The sequence below is a fragment of the Aquificaceae bacterium genome (genome assembly GCA_037722135.1).
Lineage (GTDB): Bacteria > Aquificota > Aquificia > Aquificales > Aquificaceae > Pampinifervens > Pampinifervens sericum.
Window position 1 is genome coordinate 1 of the sequence record JBBKAW010000099.1, and the last position, 17,130, is coordinate 17,130.

The 17,130-nt window shown below is 43.0% G+C and carries 21 protein-coding genes and 1 tRNA gene; 12 read left to right on the forward strand and 10 right to left on the reverse strand.

Annotation, left to right across the window (positions count from 1 at the left end):
• Nucleotides 1-12: 12 nt before the first annotated feature.
• The 5 genes from WKI49_06810 (at nucleotide 13) to WKI49_06830 (ending at nucleotide 4,540) form a co-directional block, all read left to right on the forward strand.
• The gene (locus WKI49_06810) at nucleotides 13-531 is read left to right on the forward strand and encodes an ACT domain-containing protein (GenBank protein ID MEJ7622196.1); all 519 of its coding nucleotides are present in this window, start codon (nucleotides 13-15) and stop codon (nucleotides 529-531) included.
• On the forward strand, nucleotides 528-1,034 hold the full coding sequence (gene def / locus WKI49_06815; protein ID MEJ7622197.1) for a peptide deformylase: 507 nt from the start codon (nucleotides 528-530) through the stop codon (nucleotides 1,032-1,034). The genes WKI49_06810 and def overlap by 4 nt, the downstream gene beginning before the upstream one ends.
• 85 nt (nucleotides 1,035-1,119) lie before the next feature.
• Nucleotides 1,120-1,557 (forward strand): DsrE family protein, encoded by a 438-nt coding sequence (locus WKI49_06820; protein ID MEJ7622198.1) that lies wholly within the window; start codon nucleotides 1,120-1,122, stop codon nucleotides 1,555-1,557.
• A gap of 11 nt (nucleotides 1,558-1,568) precedes the next feature.
• Nucleotides 1,569-3,704 (forward strand): TonB-dependent receptor, encoded by a 2,136-nt coding sequence (locus WKI49_06825; GenBank protein ID MEJ7622199.1) that lies wholly within the window; start codon nucleotides 1,569-1,571, stop codon nucleotides 3,702-3,704.
• An 80-nt stretch (nucleotides 3,705-3,784) separates the two neighbouring features.
• Nucleotides 3,785-4,540 (forward strand): LytTR family DNA-binding domain-containing protein, encoded by a 756-nt coding sequence (locus WKI49_06830; protein MEJ7622200.1) that lies wholly within the window; start codon nucleotides 3,785-3,787, stop codon nucleotides 4,538-4,540.
• Here the strand turns inward: WKI49_06830 and WKI49_06835 are convergent.
• From WKI49_06835 to WKI49_06875, 9 genes are all read right to left on the reverse strand, one after another.
• Nucleotides 4,537-5,262 carry a hypothetical protein gene (locus tag WKI49_06835; GenBank protein ID MEJ7622201.1) on the reverse strand — a complete coding sequence of 242 codons (726 nt, stop codon included), beginning with the start codon at nucleotides 5,260-5,262 and terminating at the stop codon, nucleotides 4,537-4,539. The genes WKI49_06830 and WKI49_06835 overlap by 4 nt on opposite strands.
• A 34-nt stretch (nucleotides 5,263-5,296) precedes the next feature.
• Nucleotides 5,297-6,580 carry a deoxyribodipyrimidine photo-lyase gene (locus WKI49_06840; GenBank protein MEJ7622202.1) on the reverse strand — a complete coding sequence of 428 codons (1,284 nt, stop codon included), beginning with the start codon at nucleotides 6,578-6,580 and terminating at the stop codon, nucleotides 5,297-5,299.
• The gene (locus WKI49_06845) at nucleotides 6,577-7,017 is read right to left on the reverse strand and encodes a hypothetical protein (GenBank protein ID MEJ7622203.1); all 441 of its coding nucleotides are present in this window, start codon (nucleotides 7,015-7,017) and stop codon (nucleotides 6,577-6,579) included. The genes WKI49_06840 and WKI49_06845 overlap by 4 nt, the downstream gene beginning before the upstream one ends.
• Entirely contained in the window at nucleotides 6,984-7,232 is a 249-nt protein-coding gene (locus WKI49_06850) for a DUF454 family protein (GenBank protein MEJ7622204.1), read from the reverse strand. The genes WKI49_06845 and WKI49_06850 overlap by 34 nt, the downstream gene beginning before the upstream one ends.
• A 3-nt stretch (nucleotides 7,233-7,235) precedes the next feature.
• Complete coding sequence (locus tag WKI49_06855) at nucleotides 7,236-7,823, reverse strand: flavin reductase family protein (protein MEJ7622205.1); 588 nt, start codon at nucleotides 7,821-7,823, stop codon at nucleotides 7,236-7,238.
• A gap of 193 nt (nucleotides 7,824-8,016) precedes the next feature.
• Nucleotides 8,017-9,003 (reverse strand): histidine kinase, encoded by a 987-nt coding sequence (locus WKI49_06860; protein MEJ7622206.1) that lies wholly within the window; start codon nucleotides 9,001-9,003, stop codon nucleotides 8,017-8,019.
• Nucleotides 8,997-10,451 carry an NAD(P)/FAD-dependent oxidoreductase gene (locus WKI49_06865; protein ID MEJ7622207.1) on the reverse strand — a complete coding sequence of 485 codons (1,455 nt, stop codon included), beginning with the start codon at nucleotides 10,449-10,451 and terminating at the stop codon, nucleotides 8,997-8,999. The genes WKI49_06860 and WKI49_06865 overlap by 7 nt, the downstream gene beginning before the upstream one ends.
• Nucleotides 10,452-10,505: 54 nt before the next feature.
• Entirely contained in the window at nucleotides 10,506-11,792 is a 1,287-nt protein-coding gene (purD, locus tag WKI49_06870) for a phosphoribosylamine--glycine ligase (GenBank protein MEJ7622208.1), read from the reverse strand.
• 7 nt (nucleotides 11,793-11,799) lie between these two features.
• Nucleotides 11,800-12,387, reverse strand: a complete 588-nt coding sequence (locus WKI49_06875) for an aminodeoxychorismate/anthranilate synthase component II (GenBank protein ID MEJ7622209.1) — start codon at nucleotides 12,385-12,387, stop codon at nucleotides 11,800-11,802.
• 24 nt (nucleotides 12,388-12,411) lie between these two features.
• Between WKI49_06875 and WKI49_06880 the strand changes: the two genes are divergently transcribed.
• The 5 genes from WKI49_06880 to WKI49_06900 all read left to right on the forward strand — a co-directional run bounded on the left by WKI49_06880 (nucleotide 12,412) and on the right by WKI49_06900 (nucleotide 14,736).
• The gene (locus tag WKI49_06880; protein ID MEJ7622210.1) at nucleotides 12,412-13,377 is read left to right on the forward strand and encodes a flippase-like domain-containing protein; all 966 of its coding nucleotides are present in this window, start codon (nucleotides 12,412-12,414) and stop codon (nucleotides 13,375-13,377) included.
• A gap of 61 nt (nucleotides 13,378-13,438) precedes the next feature.
• Nucleotides 13,439-14,344 (forward strand): tetraacyldisaccharide 4'-kinase, encoded by a 906-nt coding sequence (gene lpxK, locus WKI49_06885; GenBank protein ID MEJ7622211.1) that lies wholly within the window; start codon nucleotides 13,439-13,441, stop codon nucleotides 14,342-14,344.
• A tRNA-Lys gene (locus tag WKI49_06890) sits at nucleotides 14,307-14,379 on the forward strand. Before lpxK ends, WKI49_06890 begins: the two co-directional genes overlap by 38 nt.
• Nucleotides 14,380-14,423: 44 nt before the next feature.
• Nucleotides 14,424-14,612 (forward strand): hypothetical protein, encoded by a 189-nt coding sequence (locus WKI49_06895; GenBank protein MEJ7622212.1) that lies wholly within the window; start codon nucleotides 14,424-14,426, stop codon nucleotides 14,610-14,612.
• A complete protein-coding gene (locus WKI49_06900) occupies nucleotides 14,605-14,736 on the forward strand; it encodes a hypothetical protein (GenBank protein MEJ7622213.1) in 132 nt (43 codons plus the stop codon). The genes WKI49_06895 and WKI49_06900 overlap by 8 nt, the downstream gene beginning before the upstream one ends.
• Nucleotide 14,737: 1 nt before the next feature.
• Here WKI49_06900 and glgB read toward each other — a convergent pair whose 3' ends face one another.
• Entirely contained in the window at nucleotides 14,738-16,627 is a 1,890-nt protein-coding gene (gene glgB / locus WKI49_06905; protein MEJ7622214.1) for a 1,4-alpha-glucan branching protein GlgB, read from the reverse strand.
• Between the two features lie 21 nt (nucleotides 16,628-16,648).
• Between glgB and WKI49_06910 the strand changes: the two genes are divergently transcribed.
• On the forward strand, nucleotides 16,649-16,963 hold the full coding sequence (locus WKI49_06910; protein ID MEJ7622215.1) for a HEPN domain-containing protein: 315 nt from the start codon (nucleotides 16,649-16,651) through the stop codon (nucleotides 16,961-16,963).
• Nucleotides 16,908-17,099: a nucleotidyltransferase domain-containing protein gene (locus WKI49_06915; protein ID MEJ7622216.1), complete on the forward strand. Its 192-nt coding sequence runs from the start codon at nucleotides 16,908-16,910 to the stop codon at nucleotides 17,097-17,099. Before WKI49_06910 ends, WKI49_06915 begins: the two co-directional genes overlap by 56 nt.
• The last annotated feature ends 31 nt before the right edge of the window (nucleotides 17,100-17,130 follow it).

The following is a 17,130-nucleotide window of genomic DNA, read 5'->3' on the forward strand; positions in this document are numbered from 1 at the left end:
TAAAATCTTAGCATGAAGTTTTTCATCCTCTCCATATTTGGCAAGGACAGACCGGGCATAGTGGCGGGAGTTTCAAGAGCCTTATATGGGATGGGCTTAAACCTTGAAGATTCTTCAATGACAAGGCTCAACGGTGAGTTTACCATAATGCTCATAGTGTCCTCTGCCGAGGATATAAACGCAGAGGATATACTCCAAAACCTTCAAGAGGTAGGGCAAAAGTATGAGCTTTTTATGGTATGTAGGGAGTTAGAGGAAGTGGTTTATCCTAAGGCGGAGGCTATTTATAGGATTGTGGTCTTTGGCTCTGATAAGCCTGGGATAGTCTATGGGGTTTCTTCAATCCTTGCAGACCTCGGCTTAAATATAAGCGACCTTAGAACGGAAAAGAGGGGAAGCCTATATGTGATGGTTATAGAAGCGGAAGGGCAAGAGGATGTAGAAGATATTTTGAGACTTGAGCTTGAGAAGTTAAAGGATTTGTTGGGTGTTGACATAAGCGTAGAGAGGGAGGAAGGGGAAAGGCTATGAGAAAACTACCCATAATAACCTATCCCGATGAGAGGTTAAAAGTCCCTTCCCTTGAGGTTGTATCCTTTGACAAGGAGTTGGACAGCTTTATTGAAGACCTAATATACACTATGAAAACCTCTCCAGGTTGCGTTGGTATTGCGTCTCCGCAGGTAGGTGTTCACAAAAGGATTATAGTGGTTGACACTTCTAATTCTAAGCATAAGGAAAACAAACTCAGCCACGGACTTATGGTGCTTATAAATCCAGAGATAGTTCAAAGGGAGGGAGAACTAATTATCAGAGAAGGCTGTCTTAGTGTTCCAGACTATACAGGTAATGTGAAAAGAAACTACTGGATAAGGGTAAAAGCCTTTGACAGGAAGGGAAATCTCTTAGAGTTTGAGACGGAAGGCTTTGAAGCGGTGGTTATTCAACATGAAATAGACCATCTTGATGGTAAGGTTTTTATTGAAAGGCTTGTCTCTCCCAAAGACCTATTTAGAAGGAAGGTCTATAAGTAATCGCTAACCTTTTCAAACTTGACAAGGGTCATAATCTATTCTATAATGTTAATTATAACGCTAAATTGGAGGTGAATTCATGAGAATGAAACATCTAATATTAACTGCATTTGTCGGGCTTATGCCTCTTGTAGGTATGCCTTCATGGGCTCACGAGGGACACATGCATCAACATCAAGCTCAGGCTCAGGATAACATAACCGTGGTAGTTAACTTATCAAGGGACAAGGAATCCTCTGCGGTTGTGGCTATAAGGTTTGCCATTTTGTCTCTTGAAAGGGGTAATCCAACGGTAATTTGGCTTAACTCTGAGGGTGTAAGGCTTGCAGACGCAAAGGCAAAATCTTCTGAGGCAAGCAAGGCACTACAAGAGTTTATCTCAAAGGGTGGAAAGGTTTACGTGTGTCCACGCTGTGCCAATATGTTTGGGGTCAAGGAGCTTGTAAAGGGTGCAGAATTTGGCAAGCCTGACATGGTTTTTAGGCTACTCTCTGAGGAAAGAGTGAGAATTATATCTTGGTAAGGGGGTAAGACATGAAGAAGGCACTTCTTTTAGGAGCGGTTCTTAGCTTTCCAGCCTTCGCACAGGAGGTGTTGCTAAAGGAGGTTGAAGTAAAGGGCAAAAGGGAGACCTTTAGAGACAGCCTTGAAATAAGAGAGGTGCGAGAATCCTTCGCAAAGGATGTGGGTGAGGCTCTGACAAGAATTGAAGGTGTTCATAAAATTAGGAAGGCTGGCATTGCCAACGATGTGGTTATAAGGGCTTTTCAAAGACATAACATAAACGTGCTTATTGACGACACCGAGGTTCACGCTGCGTGTCCCAATAGGATGGACCCGCCTGCCTTCCATGTGGACTTTTCTGAAGTGGAGAGGATAGATGTAGTAAAGGGACCCTTTGATATAAGACATCAAGGTTCACTGGGTGGTCTTGTAAACATAATTACCAAAAAGCCAGAGCAGGGCTTTAGGCTAAGGCTTAATGTCACCGTTGGCTCTTTTGACTATAGAAACTTTTCACCTGTTATTTCCTACAGGGATGAGAGGTTCTACGGACTTGTGGGATACTCCTACAGATATTCAAAGCCTTACAAGGATGGGGATGGCAAGAGAATAACAGAGGTATATCCTCCTAATAATCCTTCCGGCTACAAACCTAACAAGAGAAACTCCAAAGCCTTTGAGATAAACACTTACTGGACTAAGTTTGGAATTTCTCCTACAAAGGGGCATGAGTTAGAATTTGCCTATACTCGTCAAGAAGCCAAGCATGTGCTATATCCTGCCCTTCTCATGGACGCTATAAGAGATGACACGGACAGGTTTAATCTAACATACAAAATAGAAAAACCCTTTGACCTCATAAAGGACCTTAAATTCCAACTCTACCACACTAAAGTAGAACACGATATGACAGACCAGTATAGGTTAAGGTCCAGCAACAATCCCATTCAAGGAAAGCCCTATCACATGAGAACCTACGCTGAAACTAAGAATACTGGCTTTAGAGTGGAAGGCAATTTGGAAAGCCTTCTGTTAGGTTTTGAGTATTACAAGTGGAACTGGGATGCTCGCAACGAAAGAAGAGGCTACAGAATGGGAACGCCCATACCCATGATACCCGACGTGGATACTACCAACTTTGGTGTCTTTGGTGAATACAGGACGAGACTTGGAGATATGGCAAGGCTTGTAGTAGGACTAAGAGTGGATAGCACCAAAACAGAGGCAAGTGATTTACCTATAGCTTACCCGGCAAGTGGAGATGGAAGAGTGTCGGACCTTTACTTTACCTATCATGGAACGAGGAAAACCTCTAAAAGGGATACATACCCTTCTGGAAACGTGCAACTCTTTTATAACCTCTCTAAGGAGCTTGAGCTGTTTGCCGGACTTGGATATGCGGTAAGAGTGCCAGACCCTCAAGAGAGATATATCGCATTCCCAATGCCTATAATGGGTGGTCAGTGCAGAAATCCAGACAATATACCAAACTTCTGTGGATGGGTGGGTAATCCCAATCTAAAACCCTCCAAAAACCTTGAGCTTGACTTGGGTTTAAAGTATCAAGATAGCAAGACTCTAACTCGCTTTGTTGCCTTCGTGAGCTCTGTAAAGGACTATATAACCTTAGGAAGGAAGGTGGTGGAAAATCAGACACCCTTTGTCCAAGGTGCACCTACAAATGCCACAGCACAAACTTATGTAAACACAGATGCCACCTTCTGGGGCTTTGAATTTAGCTCTACCTATAACATATGGAACAACCTTTTCCTCTTTGGTGGTGCGAGCTACACAAGAGGCACAAAGGATAGAAAACCTCAGTTTGGTATAACCGACAGGGATGTGGCGGAAGTGCCACCTCTAAGAGGTAGGCTTGGTCTTAGATACGATACAGGCATGTGGTTTGTAGAAGGTGAAACCGTAGCAACCTCAACTCAAAACAAAGTGGACTCAGACCTAAGAGAGCAAAAAACCTCTGGCTGGGCTATAGTTAATCTAAAGGCGGGAGTAAATTACAAAAACTTGACCCTTAATGCAGGTGTGGATAACGTGTTTGATAAAAAATACTTTGAACACCTGTCTTATACGAGAAGTCCTTTCAGAGCCGGTGTTAGAGTGCCAGAGCCCGGAAGAAGCTTTTATGTAAGTGCATCCTATCAGTTTTAAGCCCAGCATGGCTATGCGGTAGGCTCTTCCCATCTGGGGGAGCCCTCCTTTTTAATAAAATGTAAAAATCTCCATACAAAATGCAGGGACAAGGTGGGAAGATAAAATACATGAGAGCCTTTATAGTAGAAGACGAACCCTTGGCAGTCCAAAGACTAAAGAGGATGTTAAGTCAAGATGGCAGGCTTGAGGTAGTTGGAGAAGCAGGCACATACGAAGAAGCCCTAAAGCTCATAGAGGAAAAAAAGCCAGAGGTCTTGTTTCTTGACATAAGGCTTCCCGATGGCACTGGTATAGACCTTGCAAAAGAAGTCCTTTCCATGGGTCTAAAGCCTTACATAATCTTTACCACTGCATATGGTGAGTATGCCCTTGAAGCCTTTAGAGTATCTGCGGTAGATTACCTTTTAAAGCCCTACTCTCAGGAAGATTTAGCCAAAGCTATAGATAAGGTGCTGGAAAAGAAAAGCAACTATCAGCAAGTTTCTAATCTTATAAGAGCGGAGCGTCCTATAATACCTGCGAGAATTGGGAATAAGGTTCTCTTTCTAAGTCCAGAGGACATATACTACGTTCAGGCAGAGATGGGAGAGGTAAGCGTAAGAACAAAGGAAGGGCTTTTACCACTTAGCAAAAAGCTATACGAGATAGAGGATATGCTTAGACCATACAACTTCTTTAGGGTCCATAGGTCTTACCTTGTTAACCTAAGCAAGGTAAAGGAGCTAAAGAGTGTGGAGCAAAGTAAATATGTGATAGTTTTCAAAGATATAAACGAAACTCTAAAAACAAGCAGAGAGGGTGCAAAGGCACTAAGGGACTATCTAAATATTTAGCTTTCCTTTTGTGGAACTTCCAATATTTTAAAGAGAACCAATCTTATCTCTCTTATGTCCTCTTTTAACTCTGCCTCCGCATGACTTATTCTTCTGTTAGTTTCCATAATCTCAGCCTTAAGTTCTTGACGCGTGAGGTCTACTTTTGCATCTACCTTTTGTATTTCCTCTCTAAGCTTGTTTATTTCCTCCTTTAGTTCTTGCTTTATCGTATCAACTTTCACATCCACTTTATGTATCTCTTCTTTTAGTTCTTGTTTATAAGCATCAACCTTCGCATCTACCTTATCAACCTTTGCGTCTACTTTACGTATTTCCTCCTTTAGTTCCTGTTTAGAAGTTTCCACTTTTACATCTACTTTTGCATCTACTCTATCTATCTTCTCCTCAAGCCTGTTTATCTCTTCCATAAGCTCCTGCTTTACCGTGTCAACCTTCGCATCTACCTTATCAACCTTTGCATCTACCTTTCGTATTTCCTCTTTTAATTCCTGTTTAGAAGTTTCCACTTTTACATCTACCTTTGCATCTACTCTATCTATTTTCTCCTCAAGTCTGTTTATCTCTTCCATAAGCTCCTGCCTATAGGTATCTGTCTTTTTATCCACTCTTTGAATGTCAGCTTGGAGTGCATCCAGTCTCTTATCTATATGCATCATCAAAAACACACCAACTCCAACCACCGCACCTATAATCGTTATAGTGCTTATGATAAGTTCCACGGCGTGTATAAATATAGGCTTGTAGTTTATACAGTCAAGAAAGGGCTTTGTATAGCTCTTTTGCGATGCTTATCCTTTGGTAATAATTTACAATGGGTTTGTGGTAGGGTAGTGCATACCTTATAGGGTCATGTAGCTTTTCGCAGGGTATGTCTGAAAGCTCTGGAATATACCTTTTTATATATTCACACTGTGGGTCATACCTTTGGGCTTGAAGTATGGGGTTGAAAAGCCTAAAGGGTTTGGGGTCTGCACCCACAGAGGCGGTCCACTGCCAATTTCCTATGTTTACCACCTCATCGTAGTCCAAAAGGTGTTCCTTGAAAAACTCCTCTCCTATCCTCCAGTCTATAAGCAAAACCTTTGTGAGGAAGCTACCTACTATCATCCTCATCCTGTTGTGAAGCCATTTTTCTTCTTTAAGCTGTCTTATGCCTGCATCTACTATGGGATAGCCAGTGCGTGCCTCAAAGAAAGCCTGTATGTATTCTTGCCTGTTTTCCCATCTTATGTTTCTTCTCTTTTCCTGAAACTCAAGGTCTTTGGTCTGTGGAAAATTGTAAGCTATGTGATACCAAAACTCTCTCCATGCCAACTCCTTTATAAACTGCTCGCTCCTACCCTGTGCGGTCTTAAAGATACTTCTCAAGGATAGCACTCCAAATCTTATGCAAGGAGAAAGTCTTGAAGAACCATCTACAGCTGGATAGTTTCTAAGCTCTTCGTATCTTTCAAAGGGAAAGCTCCTTAACCTCTCAAAACAGTCCTCTGGATGAAAGGGTTCTGGACTATCAAAGTCTATGTTTAAGTCCTTTAAGGTGGGCAATGGTAGGTCTGGCACTTTAAAGTCTTGTGGGTCTTCTTCCGTAAGTTCTACTCTTTTTATCCATTCTGTGTAAAAGGGCGTATACACCTTTTTTTGAGGTATGGATTCTGGTCTCACAAGAAAGTTTTCAAAAACTTCCACATATTCCACACCGTAGGCTTGGCAAATACTTTTTATGACCTTGTTCCTTTCTCTTCCACTCCAGCTGTAAGACGTTGTAGTGTATAGATGGGTTGGCTTAGCGGTTTTAAACACTTCCTTTAAGACTTCTTCCGTGCTACCTTGCATACAGTAAACCTTTATCTGTGAGGACAATAGGGCTAAGGCTTTGTATAAGTAGCCAAGCCTTTTTTTGTCAACCTTTAAGTCTCTGATTATGTCCTTGTCAAAGATAAAGACGGGAACAATCTCCTTGTGTCTCTTTGACACATAGGCAAGTCCTCTGTTATCCTTTACTCTTAGGTCTCTTTTGAACAAATACACCGCTCTCATGGTTTGGCTACCGCAAGGTAGATAACTATTAGGGATATGGCTATAAGTGGCAGGGCTACTATGTATGTAAACAGGTCGTAGTTTTTATAGGCTTTTGGCTTTTCCTTTGAACGAGGTATGTAGAAGTTAACAAACCAAAAGTTTATGACCTCAAGGGGTAGTATGATACCCAAAACAAGAGGTAGCTTGTAGTTTAGCCAGTTTATGTCAAACTTATACTTGAGAAGGTGAAGCATATAAAAACCCATTACTATAGCTAACACAAAGCCTGCTATTTCAAGGTTGGTCATCCAACGGTAAAAGTTCCTAAGTAGGTCTTGATTGCAACCTGTGGGTCTTTTCATAGAATACAGCATAAAAAGTCCAAGAGAGGAGGATGCTCCTGCCCAGATAAAAATGCCAATTAAGTGGATAAACTTTGCGGTCGTGTATTCCATGACCGTAGGTATTTTACAGCCCTTTTTATGTATGGATATATCCTTTTACCTATAAATGGTATCCTTTTAAGCCTCACTATGTCCCTTTTGGAAGCTCTGGAAAGCAATATAATGGCAAGAAGATACAAGGGAACAGTGGGTAAAAGTGGCAAAAAGATGCCAAGAGTGCCGAGCCCAAAAAAGAAAAAGCCAGAAAGCCTATATATGCTCTTCATCAGTTATAAAATATAGGCTTTTGCTTTCGTGTTTTTTGAAAAGTAGGCTTTACCCATGTGGAGAGGATACCTTACCTTCTCTGGTTTTAGCTTACCCTTTTTGTAGTGTATTATTTCCACCCTGCCTATTAACAGGCTATGGTCTGGAAGCTCAATGAGCCTTTCTTGCTTGCACTCATACACAAGAAGGGATTGCTCCACCATGTAGGCATTAACCCTCAAGGCTTTGAGAGGTTTTATTTCCTTGAATAGTTTCCATTTATCTGTTTGGTCTCCGTGATATTTTCCTGCGATAAGGATGTCCTCAAGGTAGGTTTCAGGGAGGAAGTTGACAGTGAAGTCTATTCCCTCTAAGACCAGCTTGTGGCTGTAGTTTTCCCTTGCTATGGCTACCGCATACATAAAGGGTGCTTTGTTTGTGGGCATGTGCCAAGCTACTGCCAGTGGATTTTCTCCCACACAAAGGAGTGCCACTGGCCTTGGCACATAACCCAAAAAGTAGGCATCTTCAAGGGTTTTGAAAGTTTCCTGAGGGGCGGGGAGGACCCCTTCAGGAGGAGGCAAGGCATGGGCATGGTGGACCTTTCTCATGCGGTCCATCTGCCAAGCAAAAAGACCAGAGTTATACCCACTATGTGGACAATCCACCATCCTATCCTCATGAACCTAAAAGCCTCTGGTAGTTGCATGGCACACACCTCCTTTTGGTTTTTACCTAAGGATAAGCATAGGTCTTGCAGAGTCCCTTTGGTATGGGACAAAGCTACCCTTTAAGGTTTGATTTTTACCTCTCATCAAGCTCTATTCTAAAGACCGTCAAGCCCTCAGAGGACTTATAGCTTAGCTTTCCATTACAGAGTTCAAGTCTTTTTCTCAGATTAGAAAGACCTGTGCCTTCCCTTATTTCCTCAAAACCTACGCCGTTGTCTATCACCTCTATTATCGCCTTGCCTCCCTCTCTGTAAGCTCTTATTTGCACCTTTCCTCTTCTTAGCTTTAGACCATGCTTTAGTGCGTTTTCTACAAGAACCTGCAGGGAAAACTTAGGCACTTTCAAAGACAAAAGACTCTCATCCAGCTCTGTTTCAAGCTCTATTTTACCTACAAACCTAAGGCTTATGACCTTCCAGTAGTCTTTTAGGAGGTTTATCTCCTCCTGCAAGGTTATAAGAGGTTCAAAGTAGAGGCTTTTTCTAAGGAGGCTTGCCAAGGCTAATATGGCTTCTTCCGCTTTGCGAGGGTCTTGATAGACAAGCTCCGCCAATGCGTTCAACGTATTAAACATAAAGTGAGGGCTTATCTGACTTTCTAAGTTTCTTATGTGCTCCTCAAGGAGTAACCTTTTGTTTTCTTCTTCTCTTCTTTGCAAAGAAACAAGCTTGTAGAGAAGATAGCCAAGGGATGCGGTCATAATTCCTAAGAAAAAAGAAAGACTAAGGGCTTTGCTCATGGGAAGATGCAAGTCCACTATTCTAAAAGCTTCATTGGTAAGGTAGCCACCTATTGCACCGAAAAAGCCAGAAAGTAAGGCAAGCAAAAGGCTAAAGGGTGTTCTTAAAAACTCTGGCAGTTTTTTTACAATCCAGCGGTTGTTTATCTCTGTGGTTATAAGGGAGAGGATAAATATGTAGCCTGAGGTAAGTAGTCCAAGAAAAGCCATTGGCATTAGGTTTTGACCGTGCAAAGATGCCACAAAGCCTGATATGGAAAAGCCAAGAAGGAAAGCGAGTAAGAGTATGTATAACCACTCCCTTAGGCGAATCCTTAGCATATTTGAAAGTCCCTTTCTATAAGTTTTAGCAGGTTTATGACGCCCATGCTAACGCCGGGCCAACCTTGACCCGGAAAGACCGTATCTCCCACAAGATAGACACCCTCCACAGGCGTAAGTGGTGAGGGATAGGAAAAGGGAAAGTTTTCCTTTATAACGGGTATACCACCCACGGAACCCCTGTATCTTCCCGTGTATCTCTCAAAGGTTTTTGGAGTGCCAGCAAAGACTTGAAGTTTTTTCAAAGCTCTTAGCTCTGGCAGATGCTTATAGATTAGCTCAAGACAATACTCGGTAGCCCTTTCCTTTCTTTCCTCGTATTCTTCCTTTGAAAGTCCCTCCCATAGCTCAAGCCTTGTGTGGGTAGATATGGTAATACTGCGTGTTTTTTCCTTGCTAAGCACTGGGTCATCTTCCTCTGAGATAGAAAAAAACAGAGACCTACTGCCCGTGTAGGGTATAGGCTCTCTCAGAAGTATAAAATGGTGGTGAGAAAAGTCCTTTGGAAGCTCTCCTTCTACCGTCATGTATATGGTAAAAGCACCCCATAGCTTGGAGTATCGCCTTTTTGCCCTTTCGGAAAAATCCCTAAGCTCTTCTATAAGGTCTCCAGCCTTCCACAGGGTAGTGTTTAGAATAACTCTTTTTGCCTCGTATTGCCCCTTGTTGGTCTCTATAAGGAAACCCCAAGGCTTTTTCCTTATGGCCTTTACCCTCGTTTTCATACTTACGTGTTTTACCCTCTTGGCAAAGGTGTCAAGAAGTTTCCCCATACCACCTATCACATAATAGTTTGTTAGGTTTGGATAGGTAAGTCCCAAAGAGGCTACAGAGAAAGGCACCTCTTCCAAAAAGCCCTGCGCAGTAATTAGAGTGTGATGTGTAAGAAAAAGCTCATAGTCCGAGTTAAAGTCTCCAAGGTATATCTTTGCGACCCTTTTGGCACTGAAAAAATTACACAAAAGGGTAGAAAGAAAGCTAATAGGATGCTTTGAAAGGTTTCTAAAAGGCAAGGTTAAGCTGGGATAAGGCAGGCTATCGCACCACATACTCCATATGGCGTCGCTTACTTCGTATACCCTCTTCCAAAAGGCTCTGTGGTTAAGTTCTGGAAAGGCTTTTGATATCTCCTCAAGGGCAATCTCTCTATTTTTCCACCTTCTTATAGTCTTATCCCCCAGATATATTACCATGGCAGGGTCTATAGGCTTTATGGGAAGCTCTAAACCCACATACTTTGCTATTTTCCCCACAGGAAGCTCTTCTTCCGCACCCACAAAGGTAGCAGCACCCACATTGTAGTAAAAACCCTTCCTCTGAAAAGTCCCCGCACAACCCCCAAGATAGTCAAGAGATTCAAAAAGAATAACGTCCTTTCCCATATGAGAGAGAAGTGAGGAAGCCAAAACACCACCTATACCGCCACCAACTACTGCGTAGTCAAACATAAATATAAATATTCTGAGATAAAGGTATTAGATTGAAGCGTATGCTATAGAGGTTTAAAAGCCCTTTCTTTCAGTTAACGACCTTATCCCCCTAAGCCCTATGTCCCTTCTGTAATGCATGCCCTCAAAGTGTATCTTGCCTACCGCCTTGTAAGCCCTTTCCCTTGCTTCCTGTAAGTCCCTTCCCCAAGCACACACATTCAAAACCCTTCCACCCCTTGTGTATATCTTGCCATTCCTTTCCTCCGTTCCAGCATGGAAAAGCACTATATCCTCTAATTTTTCCACCTCCTCAAGCCCTAAAATCTCCTTGCCATCCTCTGGCTTTTCTGGATAGCCCTTGCTTGCAAGGACTACGCATAGGGTATGCCTTGGGTCTATATCAAGGCTTACATCCTTGCCTTCATAAAAATCAAGCAGGGTTTGGAGGAAGTCTCCCCTTAGCCTCATAAGAAGTGGCTGAGCTTCTGGGTCTCCAAGCCTTACGTTAAACTCTAACACCTTTGGTCCTCTATGGGTAAGCATAAGACCCACATACAGAAAGCCCCTGTAGTATATGCCCTCTCTCTTTAGACCTTCTATTACCCTTTCTACTATCTGCTCCCTTATGGCTTTCTCTGTATCTTCGTCCACAAAGGGATTGGGTGAGTATGCTCCCATGCCACCCGTGTTTGGACCCATATCACCGTCAAGAAGTCTTTTGTGGTCTTGAGAGGTAGGCAGGGGTAGGTATTTGTCTCCATTGAGAAGCACTATGTAAGAGGCTTCCTCACCTTCAAGGTATTCTTCTATAACCACCCTTGACCCCGCTTCGCCAAGACTTTTTCTTACCATTAGCCTTTCTATGGCTTGCATAGCTTCTTCTTGGCTCTTGCAAACCACCACCCCCTTGCCACTTGCAAGCCCATCCGCCTTTATAACCACAGGAACACCAAAATCCTTTACAAAATTCCTCGCCTTTTGTGGGTCTTCAAATACATGAAACTCTGCGGTGGGTATACCATACCTTTGCATAAACTCCTTAGCAAAGACCTTACTCCCCTCAAGCATAGAAGCCTTCTGAGAGGGTCCAAAGACCCTTAGACCCCTCCTTTCAAACTCGTCCACAAGACCAGCACACAAGGGTGCTTCTGGTCCAACCACCGTAAAGTCAATACCTTCCCTTTGGGCAAAGTCCGCAAGGGTTTTTATGTCTGTAGGTTCTATGGGTATGTTTTTGGCTATCCTTGAAGTGCCAGCATTTCCCTTAGCACAGTAAAGGGCTTTTATCAAAGGACTTTGAGACAGCTTCCATACTATGGCGTGTTCTCTGCCACCATTACCGACCACTAAAACCTTCACAATTCAATTATACCAAAACTCTCTCCTTTGCTATTCTAAGAAAGTTTTCAAGAAGTTTCATACCCTCTTCTGAAAGAACAGATTCTGGATGAAACTGGACACCAAAGAGAGGATACTCCACATGTTGAATACCCATTATTTCATCATCTTCAGACCATGCGGTTATCTTTAAAACCTCTGGCAGAGTGCTCCTGTCTATGACAAGGGAGTGATATCTTACCGCAGTAAAAGGGTTCTTGAGACCTTCAAAGATGCCCTCGCCTGTGTGTGTTATCTGAGATGTTTTGCCATGCATAAGCCTTTTTGCCCTCACTATCTTTGCCCCAAAGGCATAACCTATAGACTGATGACCCAAGCAAACACCCAGTATGGGTATTTCCCTGTAAAACTCCCTTATCACATCCACAGATATGCCTGCTTCCTTTGGAGTGCAAGGTCCAGGAGATATCACAATGGCATCTGGCTTTGCCCTTCTTATGTCCTCAAGGCTTATCTCGTCGTTTCTTCTTACAGCCACATCCGCAGAAAGCATCTGCAAATATTGAACCAAGTTGTAGGTAAAGGAGTCATAGTTGTCTATCATAAGGACTCGCATGAGGATTAAAATATAAACCTGTGGATGTATAGGTCAATTCTGTATGGCATACTCCTTACCCTCTTGTTTGTGGGCGGTTCATTGGTCTATATAGTCAAGAAGAATTTTACAAAGGACTTTTTTAACGCGCTTATCCATGCGGACAAGAAGTATATGCTCATGTCCTTTGCCTTTATGCTTTTGTATCATACCTTTGACAACATTAGGTTTTTTGTGCTTTCGAGGGCAATGAAGCTAAGATACTCCTTCTTTTACGGCTATGTTATATCCTACATAAATACCTTTGGTGCTACCATAACACCTTCACAAGCAGGGGGAGAGTTTATGTCCATGTATACTCTTTCAAGAAAGGGTGGAAAATTGCATAAGGTGCTTAGCATATTAACTATGAAAATGCTAAGTGGTTTAGTTTTTTTTCTTCTGGCTCTACCCTACGTGCTTTTACACATATACAAAAACCCATCTCAAGGTGTTAGAATAGGCTACGTTTTGCTCTTTTTCTTTGCTTTAGTGCTTTTCTTATACATACTTCTTAGGCTTTTCTTTAAGAGAAGCTCTTCTAACCAGCAAAAGCTCATACAGAGGCTAAAATATAATCTCAAAAAATACTTGGTAGTCCTCAAAATATTTCTTAGGGACAAAAAGATGAGTATACTTATTGCATGCTTAAGCAGTGTGCTTGTTTATATGTCTTTCTTAGCGTCGGGTGCTTTCCTACTAAAGAGCTTTAATCCACAGCCAGAAATTTTAACCCTCATAGAACATCAGCTTTTGCTTCTGTATGCCATATTTATAAGCCCAACCCCGGGTGGGAGCGGTGTGGGAGAGGTAGGTGCATTGTATGCCTTTGAACCCTTCTTGGAGCTTTCTCTTCTTGGAGGCTTTTCCTTGCTTTGGAGGTTTATAACTCAGTATTTGAGTGCCATAATTGGAGGCTTTTTGCTTGCTTTTCTTCTTATAAGGGATGCTAAAAGGTTTAAAGATGCTTGAAAGCCTCAATCCATACCTTTGGGCGGTCAAACTTAGAAACTGGGCTTATGACTCGGGTCTTATGGCTCAATGCAAAGTTTCTGTTCCTGTTATTTCAGTTGGTAATCTGTCTGTGGGAGGAAGTGGGAAAAGCTCCTTGGTTAGGTATATAGCCAATATGCTCTCTGAAAACCTAAGGGTATGCATCCTTTCAAGAGGCTACAAAAGGAGCACAAAGGGGACACTTTTGGTCTCTGAATGGGGCAGGTTAAAAGCAAGCTGGCAGGAGGCTGGAGATGAGCCTTATATGTTGGCAAAGCTACTGCCAAGGGTTAGCCTTGTGGTGGATGAGGTGCGGTGCAGGGGTGCGGACTTTGCCCTTAGGGAATTAAAACCAGAGCTTATTATCCTTGACGATGGCTTTCAGCACAGGAAAATACACAGAGACTTAGACCTTCTTCTTCTCAGAAAAAGAGACTTCTCAGACAGGGTTTTGCCTTTTGGTAGATTGAGAGAGCCTCTTGAGTGCATGGAAAGGGCGGACGCTTTTGTGCTTTCATACGTAGAGCTTGAGGACTTTGACTGGAGACATGCTCACAAGCCTACTTTTAAGATGCGTAGAAGTGGCTGGAGGATACTTAGGAGCACAGACCACAGGCAGGTAGAAAACTACCATGAGCTTAGCTTTTTAGCCTTTTGTGGACTTGGAGACAACGAGCAGTTTTTCCAAACCCTTAGAAGATTAGGCATAAGACTGGAAGACACCCTTGGCTTTCCAGACCACTATCACTATAGAGGCTTCAAACTTCAAGATGACAAGTTATACATAACCACCTTAAAGGACCTTGTAAAGTTAGAGCCTGCGGAAAACCTTTTCTATCTTGACTTTGAAGTGGAAGTGGAGGGCTTGAAAGAGTTTTTAGAAAGTTTTATAATTAATAGACTGCAGAGGGTCGGTAGCTCAGCTGGCAGAGCAACGGACTCTTAATCCGTGGGTCGCGGGTTCGACTCCCGCCCGACCCATAGAACAAGTTGCCAAAAGAGAGGAGTAGCATAAATTGAACCCTATGAAAAAGCATTCTAAGGAAAGGGTGAAGTATGTAATAGACCAAAATAAGAAAATCAAGGAAATTATAATGCCATGGAAGGAATTTACACAGCTTATTGAAGATATGCATGATGTTAAGGTAGTTTTGGAAAGGAAAGACGAAGAACTCCTTAGCTTGGATGCTATAAAGAAAACTCTTTATGTATAAACTGCTCTTCAAAAAATCGGTAAGCGATGACTTCAAAAGGATTGATCGCCAGCACACCTATAGGATACTTTCTGCCATTGAAGAGCTTTCTATCAATCCGTATCCTAAAAATATGAAGTTCTAACTTATAAAACCTTCTTTAACACCACCACCGCAAGAGGTGGTAGTGTAAGTTTAAGAGAGAAAGGTCTTCCATGAAAAGGCACCTCTTCCGCCCATACTCCACCCATATTACCAAGATTTGAGCCACCGTATATCTCAGAGTCTGTGTTTAAAAGCTCCTTCCAAAAGCCTGCCTTTGGCACACCTATTCTGTATTCAAAGCGAGGAACGGGTGTGAAGTTGCAAACCACAAGCAGAAGGTCTCCCTCGGAGGATTTCCTAAGATAGCTAATAATGCTCTTCTCCCAGTCATAGAAATCTACCCACTCAAAGCCCTCTGGCTCGCAATCCAGCTCGTGAAGTGCCTTCTCTTCTCTGTAGAGCTTATTTAGGTCCTTTATGAGCCTTTGAATTCCTCTGTGGCTCTCGTATTGAAGAAGATGCCAATCAAGACTTTGGTCATGGTTCCACTCCCTCCACTGAGCAAACTCTCCACCCATAAAGAGGAGCTTTTTCCCTGGATGAGTCCACATGTATCCGAAGAGGAGCCTAAGGTTGGCAAACTTTTGCCAATAGTCGCCTGGCATCTTGGATATGAGTGAGCCTTTGCCATGGACTACTTCGTCATGGGAAAGGGGAAGTATAAAGTTTTCAGAAAAGGCATACCAGATGCTAAAGGTGAGCTGATGATGGTGGTATTTCCTGTATATGGGGTCTTTGGACATGTAAAAAAGCGTGTCGTTCATCCAGCCCATGTTCCACTTAAAGCCAAAGCCGAGCCCACCAAGATACACGGGTCTGCTTACCATGGGAAAGGCGGTAGACTCTTCCGCTATAGTCTGTATGCCCTCAAAATCTCTGTATAGGCATGTATTGAGCTTTTTCAAAAAGTCTATGGCTTCAAGATTTTCTTTGCCACCGTATATGTTAGGAACCCATTCATGCCTTGAGTAGTCCAAGTAGAGCATGCTGGCAACCGCATCTACCCTAAGACCGTCCACATGGTATTTCTCAAGCCAAAAGTGAGCGGAGCTAAGCAGAAAGGACCTTACCTCACCCTTTCCATAGTCAAAAACATAGCTTTTCCAGTCAGGATGCCAGCCCTTTCTCCAATCTCCATACTCATAAAGGTGGGTCCCATCAAAGTATGCCAGCCCATGCCCATCGGTGGGAAAGTGAGAGGGAACCCAATCAAGGATAACTCCAATACCCTCTTGATGGAGATAGTCCACAAGATACATAAAGTCTTGAGGCGTGCCATAGCGTGAAGTGGGTGCAAAGTAGCCTGTTATTTGATAGCCCCAAGACCCATAAAAGGGATGCTCCATCACAGGTAGAAACTCCACGTGGGTAAAACCCATTTCCTTTACATACTCTGCCAAAAGAGGTGCAAGCTCTCTGTAGCTTAGCCATCTGTTTCCCTCTTCTGGCACTCTTCTCCACGAACCAAGATGAACCTCGTATATGCTAATAGGGGACCTGTGATGGTTTAGGTCCCTTCTTTTCCTTAACCACTCTTCATCGTGCCACTCATAACTTAGTTCCCATACGATAGAGGCGGTCAAGGGTGGAGTTTCGTGAAAAAAGCCAAAGGGGTCTGCCCTATCTGTCCAGTAGCCCCACGAAGTATAAAGGTGGTATTTATACCTTTGACCCTTTTTGACACCTTTTACAAAGCCTTCCCATATACCAGAGTCATCCTCTCTTTTCCTCAAAGGCAGGGAGTGCTTGTCCCAGTGGTTGAAATCTCCAAAGACAAAAACCTGCTCCGCATGGGGAGCCCATACCGCAAAATAGGCACCATCCTCAAAAAGATGACAGCCCAGCTTTTCATACAGCCTACAGTGAGAGCCTTCTTTAAAAAGGTATACATCGTAGTCGGTTATAAGAGAAAAGTCGTAAAAAATCCTCATCCCTCTGTTATAGTATAGTCCATGAACCGATGGAAAGACTGGTGGGAGCAAGCACTCAGGGACGAAGCACTCTGCATGCATAAAGGCTTTGAACTCTGGGGGTATTCCCTGCTTGCCCTTTTACAGTCTTTAAAACAGGCAGGGCTTGACATACCAAGGGAAGTGGAAAGATGCGCTAAGAGCCTTGACCTGTATTACATACCAACGAGATATCCCAATGGTCTGCCTGCAGGCAAACCCTCTGACTATTACACAGAGGAAGAGGCACGGGAGGCAATAGATGCGTGCAATAATATCCTGCAATGGTGCAAAGCTCATATACATAAGGAAGGATGAGCTCCTGAGCTTTCTCAAAGACTTGGCTGAGAGTATGAAGAGCGAGCTGGAAAATGTTAGCGAAGTATACCTTTTTGGCTCTTTGGCAAAGGGTGAAGAGAGAGGGCTTAGCGATGTGGAGTATCCCTTAGCATGAATAAATCTCCCTTTTGTGGACATTTATCCAC